This is a genomic window from Ottowia sp. (assembly GCF_046348305.1).
In the GTDB taxonomy this organism is placed as follows: Bacteria; Pseudomonadota; Gammaproteobacteria; order Burkholderiales; family Burkholderiaceae_C; genus Ottowia.
This window is the reverse complement of the sequence record NZ_JAXMEM010000017.1, coordinates 18,477-30,684: the sequence shown is the minus strand read 5'-3', so window position 1 is coordinate 30,684 and position 12,208 is coordinate 18,477. Positions and strand designations below refer to the sequence as shown.

Genomic DNA, 12,208 nt, shown 5'->3' with positions numbered 1-12,208 from the left:
GGTTGTTTGAGCGGCGTGAGCGCAGCGAACAAAGCGAGTTCCGCAGCACCGCCCCAGGCGCGAGCATCGCAGGTTGCCCGCAGCGAAGCGAAGGGACACGGCCAGTGGGGTCGCCTTTCTTTTGCCTACTTTTCTTTGGCGAAGCAAAGAAAAGTAGGTGCGCCGCCGGGCGCACATCCCGGCCAGCGAGCGCATGCAGAGCCAGCCACGAAGCAAACAACGTCAACGATTCCAACGCCAGAAGACCCCTCACCCCACCCTCTCCCCAGAAGGGCGAGGGAGCAACGCCCTCACTTCGCGCGAAACCGCAAACTCGCCTGTCGAATCACCTCGGCCAGCAGGTTCTCGCGCTGCTGGCATTCGCGCAGCCACCGGGCGTGGTTGCGGTTGTCCTGCACCACGGCGTGCAGCAACTCCAGCGCGCCGCCGGCCTGGCATTGCAGGGCAAACGGGGCCAGGCGCTCGAAGCTGGCGAGCAGGTGCTCGCGCAGCGGCTGGTGCTGGCCCGTGGCCGGGTCCACGTACACGGCGTCCAGGCCGAAGCGGCAGGCCTGGAAGCGGTTGTAGCTGTAGACGAGATAGTCGTCCTCCACCGGCGTGAAGGGGCGCTCCTGCAGAAACCACGCGGCCAGGCATTGCACGTAGCCGGCCAGCGCGGCGGCGTGCTGCACCGTCAGCGGGGTGTCGAACACGCGCACCTCCACCGTGCCGTACTCGGGCTTGGGGCGGATGTCCCAGTAGAAATCCTTCATGCTTTGCACCACGCCGGTGCGCGCCATCTTGTCGAAGTACTGGCCGAACTCGTCCCACGACAGCACGCAGGGCGCGCGGCCCGACAGCGGGAACGCAAACACCGAGTTCAGGCGCGCCGAGTCGAAGGCCGTGTCCTGCCCCTGCACGAAGGGGCTGGACGCCGCCAGCGCGATGAAGTGCGGGATATAGCGCGACAGGCAGTGCAGCAGGTACAAGGCGGTGTCGGCGTCGGGGCAGCCCACGTGCACGTGCTGGCCGAAGATGGTGAACTGCTGGCTCAGGTAGCCGTACAGCTGCGACAGCTGCTGAAAGCGCGGCTTGTCGTAGATGCGCTGCTGGTGCCACTGCTGAAACGGGTGCGTGCCGCCGCCCACCACGGCGATGTTGAGCTTGTCGGCGCTTTGCACCAGCGCATCGCGGATCTGCGCCAGTTGGCCGAGCGCGTCGCCCCAGGTGCGGCACACGTCGGTGGAGATCTCGATCATGCCCTCGGTCATCTCGGGCACCACCGATCCGGGCAGCTTGTGCCGGGCCATCAGGCGCAGCATGTCGTTGGCGTAGTGCGCCAGGTCGTAGTCCACGGTGTTGACCAGCTGCAACTCCAGCTCGACGCCGAGCGTGAGCGCTTCGGACTGGGAAAACGCCTCCAGGGTCATGGCCGAGCCTCCGTGTCGGATGCATTCGCCGTGTCGGTCTTGCGCCCGCGCCAGGGCGCCGGCGCTTCACCGGCACGCACCAGGGCCACGCTGACCATCATGGCGCCCAGCAGCTCGGTGACCAGGATCACGGGCAGCGCAATGGCGGCCACCTGCGTGCCCACGCTGTGCGAGGCCTTGACGAACTGCGAAGTCAGCAGCAGGGCCACCGCGGACATGGGCACCAGGGTGGCGCTCACCCACAGCGTCTGGCGCAGCGCCATGCCGGTGCCGAAGCCCGTGGCCAGCAGGCTGCTGACCTTGGCGCCGGCGCGCACGGCAATCAGCGCCAGGACCGTGCCGGTGATGCCCCAGCTCCATTGGCCGCGCACGGCCATGGCCGAGACCAGCACGAACATCATGATGGACAGCACCGTGGCCGCCGTGCCCAGCTGGCGCGGCCACACCCAGGGACGCGGGTGCACCTGCTTGAGCGCCAGGCCCGCCAGCAGCGCGGCCAGCGGCGCCGAGCCGCCCAGCGGCGTGGCGGCGGACACGCAGGCCGCCACCCCGGCCAGGATGACGATGGCGCAGTCTTCGCTGGTGGCCTGCAGGCCGCGCATCGCAGCCGTCAGCACGGCAGCCAGCACCACCCCCACCAGCGCCGACACGCCCAGCACCGTGAGCGAAAAGGCCAGCGAGGCCAGCATGGTGCCTTCGCCGCGGTCGATGGTGCGCAGCATGGCGGTGCCCAGGGTCAGCGCGTACAAGGTGTTGAGGGTGGTCAAGGCGATGGCGCGGTCGGTGACGGGGCCGTTGGCGCGCAAATCCGCCACCACGCGCATCAGCACCGCCGGCGACGACGCCACCGCGATGACCGACAGCGCGCGCACCACCTTCACATCCAGCCCCAGCGCATGCAGCGCCACGTAGGCGGCCATGAAGGTGAGCAGCGATTCGGCCGCGCTTTGCACCAGCACCATCGGGTTGTGGCGAAACCAGCGCAGCGGCAGGCGCGCGCCGGCCTCGAACAGCACCACGGCGATGCCCAGCTCCAGCAAAAACAGCCCCACCCCTCGAAGCGGCCAGGTGGCGCCCGCCAGCCCGGCCAGCCCGGCCAGCGCGCCCACGGCGGCGTAACCCAGCACCTTGGGCAGGCCGGTCAGGCGTTGCACGCCCTGGCCCACGAAGGCGGCCACGCCCAGCAGCAGGGCCCATTCCAGCGTGGTCAGCGCCGGGGCAAACGCTGCGCTGACGTTCCAGGGGGCGATCCATTGATTGGTCAAAGGCCGGTGTCCTCGAAGGGACCGGCGCGTATGCGATGGGGCGCCGGTCAAGGGTGGCAGGCTCGGCGCGGCCGCACAAGAGCGAGGTGGGCACGCACGAGGTGAAATCCGAAACGGTCAGAACGGTCGAAACGATCCTAACCCGATTCGCGCGCCTCGTGTGCAGCGGCGTCGGGCTCGGCCGCTGCTGCGGGCGCCACGCGCATCGGCAGCAAGAACGACAGCGGCTGGCGCAGCGCGCGCCGGCCCATGGCGGCGTACAGGCGCCGGCGGTCCACGCCGGTCACGTTCTGCGCCGTCAGCGCCAGCCGAAACGCCAGGTAAAAGCTGACCGCCAGGTCGAGAAAACCGGTGATGAAGATGCCGCCGGCGGCCCACCACAGCGCCGGCTCCTGCCACACCGCCGGGCCCAGGTGCTGCGCCGCCACGGCGATCTGGCCGGACACCAGGGTGACGTGGCGCACCTCCACCGGAATGCCGAAGAAGCCGACGATGGGCGGCACCAGGCCCAGCAGCAGCCCCAGCGAAACGTTGGCCGTCCAGCCCGAGATGTTCTCGCCCCAGTACGTGCCCCAGCGGCGCGCGCGCCGGGCGCCCAGCAGCCGCGTGCAGCGCGGGTGATAGGCGATCACCGAGTCCAGCCGGTGCAGCACGAACGCGTTCTCCACCCAGCCGGCAATGATGCTGGAGGCAAACAGCAGCGCGCCGGTGACGATGGCAAATGGGATGGTGCGCCCCAGCATGTGGTGCTCGGCCAGGATGTGCCGGGCGTGCACATCGTCCACCATCGAACCCCAGCCCAGCGCTTGGATGCCGGCCGCCAGCGCGTAGGCCACCACCAGCACCAGCACCACGTTGCCCACGATGGCGACGAATTGCGAGCGCAGCAGATGCACCACCTCGGTGACGAAGTCCTCATACGCCTGGGGCGAGCGCAAGTCCTTGAGCTTGGCGGCCATGCTGGGCGCGGTCATGGCCGGCTGCTTGGTGGCCACCGTCCAGTGCAGCAGCATGATGATGACGAAGGACACGGCGTAGTTCAGCCCCGCCGCCATGCCGCCCCAAAAGGCCGACAGGCCCAGCCCCACGATCACCAGCTTGCTCAAGGTGGTGAGGGCCATCACCGCGCCGCCGCCGGCCGCCGCGCCCAGCATGTGCAGGTATTCGCGCCGGTCGTGGGTGATGTAGTGCTCGCCGGTTTCGGCATTGCGCTCGGTCACCTTGGCGGCCATCAGCTGGGTGCTGTCGCTGATCAGCGCGTGGATGCTGCCGCTGTCGCGGTTGACGCGCACCAGATGCGACAGCAACTGCGCCGTGGCCAGCGCGGGCTCGTCCGTCTCCAGGCACAGCAGCAGCGCCTTGACGCGGATGATGCGCTGGCGCAGCTGGCGCAGCTGGAACTCGATGTGCACCGAGATGCCGTGCTCCTTGAGGTGCTCGTACACGGTGGAGGCCGCCGCGCGGCACGCGTCCAGCTGATTGCGCAGGGACTCGACAGCGACCAGCGCCGGCGCGCTCTCGCGCCCGTGCGTCAGCACCGCGGTGCGCAGCGCCTCGAAGGTGATGGGCAGGGTGGCGAAGGGCCGCTCGCGCTGCACCCGCGGCGCCATGCGCGTGCGGATCTCGGCCGACTGCCCGGTGGCGCTGATCTGGCTGAGCGCATGCGCCAGCGCGTTGAGCAGGGTGCGCAGCGCGTAGTGCTGCGCGCCGTCTTGCGCCTGCGGGCCCAGCAGCACGCGGCGCAGGCGCCGCAGGGTGGGCGCATCCAGCGCGCGCAGCCACTGCGCGTCGAAATCGGTGGGAAACAGCAGCGGAAACAGCTCGCGCAAGTCCGTGGTCTCGGGCGTGGGGAGAATCAGCTTGCGGCGCAGCCGGTCGGCCAGCTCGCTCATGAAGGCGCTGCGCGGCGCAAAGCCCAGGTCGGCCAGCAGCGGCGTGGCGTCCACCTCGGTCAGGAACTCGATCCACCACTGGTGCCACAGCGACAGCCATTCGGGCTGCGCCTCGGCCGTGTCCATCAGCTGGCGCACGCGCGCCACCGCGGCCTCGGCGTCCTGGCCCGCGCCGCGCACCCAGTCCAGCAGCTGCATCAGCCACAGGTGACGCTCGGCCAGGGGCGCGGCCGGGTCCAGGGCACGCAACAGTTCGGCCAGCTCCGGCCGCGGGGTTTTGATCATGAAAGTAGCAATCAGTGCAGCGTACGCGGCGCTTCCGCACCGCTGGCATCCAGCACGAACAGCGCGATCGGCGCCTCGAAGCGCGTGCCGTCCTCGGCCACGCAGAAGTAGCTGCCGTGCATGGTGCCGCTGGACGTGCGCAGGCGACAGCCGCTGGTGTACTGAAAGGCCTCGCCCGGTTGCAGCAGCGGCTGCTGGCCCACCACGCCCAGGCCCTTGACCTCCTCGGTGTGGCCGCGCGCGTCCTGGATGATCCAGTGGCGCGCAATCAGCTGCGCCGCCACCTCGCCGGTGTTGCGCACGGTGATGATGTAGGCAAAGGCGTACATGGGTTCGCCCGGCTCGCTTTGATCGGGAAGAAACTGCGTCTGCACGCTGACGCTGAACTGGTATTGGGCCATCCCGCGATGGTAGCTGCGCGACAATGGCGCGCCATGAGCACCGCCTTTCGCATCGCCCCCTCCATCCTGTCGGCCGACTTTGCCCGCCTGGGCGAGGAGGTCAAGACCGTCATCGCCGCCGGCGCCGACTGGATCCACTTCGACGTGATGGACAACCATTACGTGCCCAACCTCACCTTCGGGCCGATGATCTGCCAGGCCATCAAGCCCCACGCCGTGCGCGCCAATGGCCAGCCGGTGCCGATGGACGTGCACATGATGGTGCAGCCGGTGGACGCGCTGGCGCAGGCCTTTGCGCAGGCCGGCGCCGACCTGATCAGCTTTCACCCCGACGCCACGCCCCACCCGCACCGCAGCGTGCAGGCCATCAAGGCGGCGGGCTGTCAGGCCGGCGTGGTGTTCAATCCGGCCGCGCCGCTGCACGTCCTGGACTGGCTGATCGACGACATCGACCTGGTGCTGATCATGAGCGTGAACCCCGGCTTTGGCGGGCAGTCCTTTATTGATAGCGCCTTGCGCAAGGTGGAAGCGGCGCGCAAGCGCATCGATGCATCCGGGCGCGACATCCGCCTGGAGGTGGACGGCGGCATCAAGGCCGACAACATCCGCCGCGTGGCCGACGCGGGGGCCGACACCTTCGTGGCCGGCAGCGCCATCTTCGGGCAACCCGACTATGGCGCGGTCATTGCCCGGATGCGCCACGAACTGCAAAAATAGCGAACCTTGTCCCGCCCGCTCGCTCCAAAGGGGCTCCCTGGCACGGCCCGATCACCGCAAGGCCCCACGCGACCGCGCCCACCCAGCCCCCGCGAAACAGTGAAACAATCGGCCCCATCATGACCCTGCGCATCGGCATCTCCGCCCGCCTGTTGCACAAGCCCCCTGCCGGCTCCGGCCTGCCGCGCAAGCGATTGCAGTTTCTCGAGAGCAACATGGCGCAGTGGATCATGTCGCACGGCGTGGTGGCCCTGATGATTCCATTCGTCGATCAGAGCAGCGTCACGGCGCGCCGGCGCGCTCCGCTGCTGGACATCGTCGAGCAGCTCGACGGCCTGGTGCTGCAAGGCGGTGCCGACATCAGCCCCGGCTTCTATGGCGCCAAGCCCTGGCGCGAGCATTGCGACTGCGACCCGATCCGCGACGAGTACGAGCTGGAATTGCTGCGCGGCTTCGTCGAGGCCGGCAAGCCCGTGCTGGGCATCTGCCGCGGCGCACAGCTGCTGAACGTGTACTGCGGCGGCACGCTGGTGCAGGACATTCCCAGCCAGTGGCCGGGCGCCATCGCGCACCTGGACCTGAACCGCTACGAGACCCTCACGCACGAGGTGCACTTCGTGCCCGGCTCGCGCCTGTCGGACATCTACGGCTACGCGCCGCAGCGCGTCAACAGCATCCACCACCAGTGCGTGGGCGAGCTGGGCAAGGGCCTGGTGATCGAGGCGCGCAGCCCCATCGACCGCGTGCCCGAGGCGGTGCGCCACACCGCCCACCCCTTCGTGATGGGCGTGCAGTGGCACCCCGAGTTCCACATCAACCCGGACGAGGCCACCCAGGGCGTGCTCGACAGCGGCCCGCTGATGATGGCCTTTCTGAAAGCCGCGCTGCGCCGCGCCGGCCGCGTGCGCCGCCTGACCGACGGCATGAGCCGGGTGCGCGAGCGCGCGTTCGAGCTGGGCGGCCGGTAAGGCCCCATGCCGCGGCGCAGCCCCACTGGCGCGGTGCGAGCAAAGGCGTGAAATGAAACACCCCCAGTCTCCACTCGCTGCGCGATGTTGCGCCTTCCCCCTTGCAGGGGGCATCGCCAGGGGCCGGGGAGACCCCGGCCACGGCGACCTCTGGCCCGGCCTGCTCCGCGGCCCTTGGGCTCTTTGGGTTTCATGCCCTGCGGGTGGCGCGCAGCGCTGTGGATAACTGACATGGGCGAGTTCGACCTGATCGAGCGTTTTTTCAAGCAGAAAGTGGCGCCAGCGCCTGCCAATCAAGCGCGAGCAGCTACAAATTCGATAGTTCTCGGCATCGGCGACGACTGCGCCCTGCTGCAACCGGCGCCCGGCACGCAGCTGGCCGTCAGCACCGACATGCTCGTCGAGGGCCGGCATTTTTTTGCCGACGTCGATCCCTCTGCCCTGGGCCACAAGGCGCTGGCCGTCAACCTGAGCGACCTGGCCGCCATGGGCGCCGAGCCGCTGGCCTTCACCCTGGCGCTGGCCCTGCCGCCGGCGCGCGCGCAAGATGCGCCCTGGCTCGACGCCTTCAGCGACGGACTGCTGGCCTTGGCCGGTGCGCACGGCTGCGCGCTGGTGGGCGGCGACACCACGGCCGGCCCGCTCAACATCTGCATCACCGTGTTCGGCCAGGTGCCCGCCGGCCAGGCCTTGCGGCGCGATGGCGCGCAAGCGGGCGACGAGCTGTGGGTCAGCGGCACGCTGGGCGATGCGCGCCTGGCCTTGGGCGCCCTGCGCGGCGAATGGAGCCTGCCCGCCGCCGCGCTGGCCGCCGCGCGCCAGCGGCTGGAGCGCCCGACGCCGCGCGTGGCGCTGGGCCGCTACTTGCGCGGCATCGCCACCAGTTGCATCGACGTCAGCGACGGCTTGGTGGGCGATGTGGGCCACATCCTGAAAGCGTCGGGCGTGGGGGCCGTGATCGAGACCCACAAGACTATTGAATTGATAGCTGCCGGCGCTTTGTTGACAGGCGCTATCGGCCAGTTTGATTCAAATTTTCCGGCTTCTTCACGAGCATCCGTTGCCCCTCGCCCCTCCCTCTCCCCAGAGGGGCGAGGGCGATCGGCCGCGCTGGATTTGCACCCTCTTCCTCAAAGCGCGGGCACCCCGGTATCCCCCCCTCTCCCTCTGGGAGAGGGCCGGCGTGAGGGCCAGCCGCGCAACCCGGGGCAAACCGATGATCCAGCCCACTGGCTGACCCGCTGCGTGCTCTCTGGCGGCGACGACTACGAGCTGGCCTTCACCGCCCCATTCAGCGCCCGCGCCGCCGTGCAGGCCGCCGCCAAGCGCTGCGCCACGCCCGTCACGCGCATCGGCCGCATCCAGGCTGCGCCGGGCCTGCGCCTCGTCGATGCGCAGGGCCGCGAAACGGCAAGCGACTTTCGCTCCTTCGACCACTTCGCCTGAAGCGCCCCCCACGCGCCATGTCATCGCGCGCCGCCCGCCTGCTGCACCTGCTCGACGCCCTGCGCCGCCGCCGCACCCCCGCGCCCGGCCCCGTGCTGGCGCAGGAGCTGGGCGTGAGCCTGCGCACCCTGTACCGCGACATCGCCACGCTGCGCGAGCAAGGCGCCGACATCGCCGGCGACCCCGGCGTGGGCTATGTCCTCAAGCCCGGCTTCACCCTGCCGCCGCTGATGTTCGGCGCCGACGAGCTGGAGGCGCTGCTCCTGGGCGCGCGCTGGGTCAGCCTGCAGCCCGACCCCGAGCTGGCCCTGGCGGCCCAAAGCGCGCTGGCGCGCGTGGCCAGCACGCTGCCCACCGACGCGCGGCTGGCGCTGGAAACCAGCGGCCTGATGGTGCCGCGCCCGCCCGCGACCACGCCGCCCGAATCGTGGCTGCCCGCGCTGCGCCGCGCCATCCGTGCCGAGCGCAAAGTCGCGCTCGACTACCGCGACGGCGAGGGCCAGACCACGCGGCGCATCGTGTGGCCGTTTGCCATGGCGTTTTTCGATCAGGCGCGCCTGATCGCGGCCTGGTGCGAATTGCGCCAGGACTTCCGCCACTTTCGCGCCGATCGCGTGGCCCACTTGGCCGACACGGGGCAAGCCATGCCCGAGCGCCGCCACGTGCTGATTCGGCGCTGGAAGGCGCAAATGCGCTTTGGCACCGCATGATGCGGCCACGCTGCTGACAGAAACTGGCAGTGACTGCGGGCACAGTGCCCTCTCCAACGCCTCCTGAGGAGAACCGCATGAGCGCCTGTGCCCCCGCCGCTCGCTGGACGCATGAAACGTCCGCCGACATCGCCACTGCCGCCGCCCGCGTGTGGCAACTCTGGTCCGACGTGGCGAGCTGGCCACGCTGGAACGCCGGGGTAGCGCGGGCCGCGCTGCACGGCGCGTTTGCCAGCGGCAGCACGTTCGAGATGCAACTGCCCGATGGCGGCCCGCTGCTGCAAAGCCGCTTGCTGGACGTGCAGCCGGGCGAGCGCTTCACCGACGAAACGGCTTTTGAAGGCGTGGTGGTGCGCGTGACCCACGCGATCGCGCCGCTGGCGGCCGGCGGCGTGCGCGTGACCTATCGCACCGAGGTCGAGGGCCCCGGCGCGGTCGACATCGGCGCCGGCGTATCGTCGGACTTTCCTGCCGTGCTGCAATCACTCAAGGCAGTAGCCGAGGCAAACCCCAACTGACCCAAGAAAGGACCCCTCATGACCGCCCCCATCACCTTCTACACCCACCCCTGGTCGCGCGGCCGCGTCACGCGCTGGATGCTGGAAGAAACCGGCCTGCCCTACGCCACCGAGGTGCTCGAATACGGCACCACCATGAAGGCGCCCGCCTACCGCGCCATCAACCCCATGGGCAAGGTGCCCGCGCTCAAGCACGGCGACACGGTGGTGACCGAAAACGCCGCCATCCTGATGTACCTGGCCGATCTGGTGCCCGAGAAAAAACTCGCGCCCGCAGCCGGCACGCCCGAGCGCGGCCCCTACTACCGCTGGATCAGCTTCATGGGGCCGGTCGAGGCCCTGCTCACCGCCAAAAGCGTCGGCACGCTGGCCAAGCCCGAGCAGGCCGGCTACGGCAGCGAGGCCGACGCGCTGGATACGCTGGAGGGCGCCGTGCGCGGGCGCGATCACTTGGCAGGCGAGTACTTCACCGCGGCCGATCTGTTCGTCGCCTCGCTGATCGGCTTTTACCTGCAATTCAAGATGCTCGAGCCGCGCCCCGAGTTCGTGCGCTTTGCCCAGTTGCACGCCCAGCGCCCGGCGGCGCGGCGCGCCAACGCCATCGACGACGAGCTGGCGGCGCAGTTGCAGGCAGCGGCCGGCAAGACCTGACCGGTGCCATTCGTTCCGGCGACGACCGGATCAGCGCGGGTCGCGAGGATGAGGGGTCCGCTGCTACGATGCATGGGCTCAAGCTCGGGGTCCTTCTGTCCATGAATCGTTTTGCATTTCTGCTGGCCGGTCTGGCGGCCGTTGCCGCCAGCGCTGGCGCACAAACCGCGCCTTCGGCACGCGCCGGCGCACCGGCGGCCGATGGCGGCTCGCGCATCAGCGCCGTCACGCTCTACCCCGGTTCGGCCACGGTGATGCGCGAGCTGCGCGTGGCCGCCGGCGCGGACAAGGCCGTGTTTGCCTGCCTGCCCGCCGCCCTGGACGCGGCCAGCCTGCAAGCCGCGGGCGATCAAACCGTGCGCATCGGCGAGATCAGCGTGCGCCAGCAGCCGCGCGCGCTGCTGGGCAAGGCCTGCGCCAGCCCGCTGGACGATCGCATCGACGCGCTGCAAGACCAGATCGCCGCACTCAAGGCCGAGTCGGCCGGCATCGACCTCGCCACCGGCTACCTCAAGAGCTTCGGCACCAACGGGGACCAGGCGCGCGCCACGCCGCCGGCGCAGATCGCCCCCACCGCCGCCGCGCTGCGCCAGAGCGGACAGGACGGCCTGGTGCGCCAGCACCGGTTGGCGCGCCAGCAAGAGGCCATCGAGCGCGAGCTGGCACCCCTGCTGGCCGAGCGCGAGCGCACCGGCGGCGCGCGCGCCCAGGTCAGCGTGGTGCAGGTCACGCTGGCCGCGCCGCAGGGCGGGCCGGTGCGCCTGTCGTATCAGGTGCGCGGGCCCGGCTGGCAGCCGGCCTATCGCGCCACGCTGGACAGCGCGACGAAAAAACTGCAGCTGACGCGCCTGGCGCAGGTCGCGCAAAGCACGGGCGAGGACTGGGACGGCGTGCGCATCACGCTGTCTACCGGCCAGCCCGGCGCGGCCACGCAGGGGCCGCTGCCGCCGCCCTGGCGCGTGGGCATCCAGCCGCCCGAGCCGCCGCCCATGCAGGCCCGCATGATGGCCGCGCCGGCGCCCGCGCCCGCGGCGGCTGCGGCCAAGTTCGAGGCCGCGCCCAGCTTTGACGTGAGCGTGTTCCAGGGCGCGTTTGCCACCGAGTTTTCCGTGCCCCAGCGCGTCAGCGTACCCTCCAACGGCGAGCGCATCACGCTGGTGCTGGGCGAGCAGGCGCTGGATGCCCAGCTGCTGACGCGCACCACGCCCGCGCTGGACGCCAGCGCCTACTTGATCGCCAACTTCAGCGCGCCGCCCGGCGTGTGGCCCGCCGGCCCCGTCAGCCTGGTGCGCGACGGCGCCTTCGTGGGCAGCGGCCGCTTCGACGCCGAACGCAGCGCGCGCGACGGCCTGGCCTTCGGCCGCGACGAACTGGTCACGGTGCGCAGCGAGCGCCCCGAGCAGCAGCAGGGCACGGGCGGCTTCATCGGCACCCGCAACCAGCGCACCGACGAGCGCCGCTACACCGTGCAAAACCGCCACACCACCGCCATCCAGCTGCAGGTGCTGGACGCGGCGCCCGTGCCCGACAACGACAAGGTCAGCGTCGAATCCACCTACCAGCCCCAGCCCAGCACCACCCGCTGGCACGACCAGGTGGGCACCGTGGCCTGGGAGCAGCCCCTGGCCGCCGGCGCCACGCAGGCCTTCAGCGCCCGGCACGTGATCAGCTGGCCCAAGGACGAGCAGTTGCAGGATCGGCGATGAGCCCGAACACGCGTCGGCCTTGCTCCTTCCCCCGCTGGGGGAAGGCTGGGATGGGGGCCGCCCCTGCGCGCCCAGGATGTGCCGCCGGCCCCCACCCCAACCCTCCCCCAAGAGGGGAGGGAGAAACAGCATGAGCCCGAGCACGCGCCGGTCTTGCTCCTTCCCCCGCTGGGGGAAGGCTGGGATGGGGGCCGCCCGCGCGCGCCGCGGATACGCCGCCGGCCCCACCCCAACCCTCCC

General features: G+C 70.4%; 11 protein-coding genes. 7 read left to right on the top strand and 4 right to left on the bottom strand.

Translation table 11 applies throughout. The features are described from left to right. Positions 1-290 precede the first annotated feature (290 nt). From U1F38_RS16600 to apaG, 4 genes are all read right to left on the bottom strand, one after another. Positions 291-1,409 carry a YbdK family carboxylate-amine ligase gene (locus tag U1F38_RS16600; RefSeq protein ID WP_409988185.1) on the bottom strand — a complete coding sequence of 373 codons (1,119 nt, stop codon included), beginning with the start codon at positions 1,407-1,409 and terminating at the stop codon, positions 291-293. After that, positions 1,406-2,674, bottom strand: a complete 1,269-nt coding sequence (locus U1F38_RS16595; RefSeq protein WP_409988184.1) for a cation:proton antiporter — start codon at positions 2,672-2,674, stop codon at positions 1,406-1,408. The genes U1F38_RS16600 and U1F38_RS16595 overlap by 4 nt, the downstream gene beginning before the upstream one ends. 137 nt (positions 2,675-2,811) lie before the next feature. After that, complete coding sequence (locus tag U1F38_RS16590; RefSeq protein WP_409988183.1) at positions 2,812-4,851, bottom strand: site-specific recombinase; 2,040 nt, start codon at positions 4,849-4,851, stop codon at positions 2,812-2,814. Positions 4,852-4,862: 11 nt separating this feature from the next. Then, positions 4,863-5,252, bottom strand: coding sequence for a Co2+/Mg2+ efflux protein ApaG (apaG, locus tag U1F38_RS16585; RefSeq protein WP_409988182.1), 390 nt, complete (start codon positions 5,250-5,252; stop codon positions 4,863-4,865). A 33-nt stretch (positions 5,253-5,285) separates the two neighbouring features. On the opposite strand from apaG, the gene rpe reads away from it, so the two are divergent. The 7 genes from rpe to U1F38_RS16550 all read left to right on the top strand — a co-directional run bounded on the left by rpe (position 5,286) and on the right by U1F38_RS16550 (position 11,968). Further along, the gene (gene rpe / locus U1F38_RS16580; RefSeq protein WP_409988181.1) at positions 5,286-5,969 is read left to right on the top strand and encodes a ribulose-phosphate 3-epimerase; all 684 of its coding nucleotides are present in this window, start codon (positions 5,286-5,288) and stop codon (positions 5,967-5,969) included. Between the two features lie 119 nt (positions 5,970-6,088). After that, positions 6,089-6,937 carry a gamma-glutamyl-gamma-aminobutyrate hydrolase family protein gene (locus tag U1F38_RS16575; protein ID WP_409988180.1) on the top strand — a complete coding sequence of 283 codons (849 nt, stop codon included), beginning with the start codon at positions 6,089-6,091 and terminating at the stop codon, positions 6,935-6,937. Positions 6,938-7,168: 231 nt separating this feature from the next. Further along, positions 7,169-8,383: a thiamine-phosphate kinase gene (thiL, locus tag U1F38_RS16570; protein WP_409988179.1), complete on the top strand. Its 1,215-nt coding sequence runs from the start codon at positions 7,169-7,171 to the stop codon at positions 8,381-8,383. Between the two features lie 17 nt (positions 8,384-8,400). Then, a complete protein-coding gene (locus tag U1F38_RS16565; RefSeq protein ID WP_409988178.1) occupies positions 8,401-9,093 on the top strand; it encodes a helix-turn-helix transcriptional regulator in 693 nt (230 codons plus the stop codon). A 77-nt stretch (positions 9,094-9,170) separates the two neighbouring features. Beyond that, on the top strand, positions 9,171-9,611 hold the full coding sequence (locus U1F38_RS16560; RefSeq protein ID WP_409988177.1) for an SRPBCC family protein: 441 nt from the start codon (positions 9,171-9,173) through the stop codon (positions 9,609-9,611). Between the two features lie 18 nt (positions 9,612-9,629). Then, on the top strand, positions 9,630-10,262 hold the full coding sequence (locus U1F38_RS16555; RefSeq protein ID WP_409988176.1) for a glutathione S-transferase family protein: 633 nt from the start codon (positions 9,630-9,632) through the stop codon (positions 10,260-10,262). Positions 10,263-10,363: 101 nt separating this feature from the next. Next, positions 10,364-11,968, top strand: coding sequence for a DUF4139 domain-containing protein (locus tag U1F38_RS16550; protein WP_409988175.1), 1,605 nt, complete (start codon positions 10,364-10,366; stop codon positions 11,966-11,968). Positions 11,969-12,208: the final 240 nt, after the last annotated feature.

Excerpts from the sequence above, each read along its gene's own strand:
- U1F38_RS16575 (WP_409988180.1), top strand. The coding sequence starts at position 6,089 with ATGACCCTGCGCATCGGCATCTCCGCCCGCCTGTTGCACAAGCCCCCT.
- apaG (WP_409988182.1), bottom strand. The coding sequence starts at position 5,252 with ATGGCCCAATACCAGTTCAGCGTCAGCGTGCAGACGCAGTTTCTTCCC.
- U1F38_RS16560 (WP_409988177.1), top strand. The coding sequence starts at position 9,171 with ATGAGCGCCTGTGCCCCCGCCGCTCGCTGGACGCATGAAACGTCCGCC.
- U1F38_RS16565 (WP_409988178.1), top strand. The coding sequence starts at position 8,401 with ATGTCATCGCGCGCCGCCCGCCTGCTGCACCTGCTCGACGCCCTGCGC.
- thiL (WP_409988179.1), top strand. The coding sequence starts at position 7,169 with ATGGGCGAGTTCGACCTGATCGAGCGTTTTTTCAAGCAGAAAGTGGCG.
- U1F38_RS16600 (WP_409988185.1), bottom strand. The coding sequence starts at position 1,409 with ATGACCCTGGAGGCGTTTTCCCAGTCCGAAGCGCTCACGCTCGGCGTC.
- U1F38_RS16555 (WP_409988176.1), top strand. The coding sequence starts at position 9,630 with ATGACCGCCCCCATCACCTTCTACACCCACCCCTGGTCGCGCGGCCGC.
- U1F38_RS16590 (WP_409988183.1), bottom strand. The coding sequence starts at position 4,851 with ATGATCAAAACCCCGCGGCCGGAGCTGGCCGAACTGTTGCGTGCCCTG.
- rpe (WP_409988181.1), top strand. The coding sequence starts at position 5,286 with ATGAGCACCGCCTTTCGCATCGCCCCCTCCATCCTGTCGGCCGACTTT.
- U1F38_RS16550 (WP_409988175.1), top strand. The coding sequence starts at position 10,364 with ATGAATCGTTTTGCATTTCTGCTGGCCGGTCTGGCGGCCGTTGCCGCC.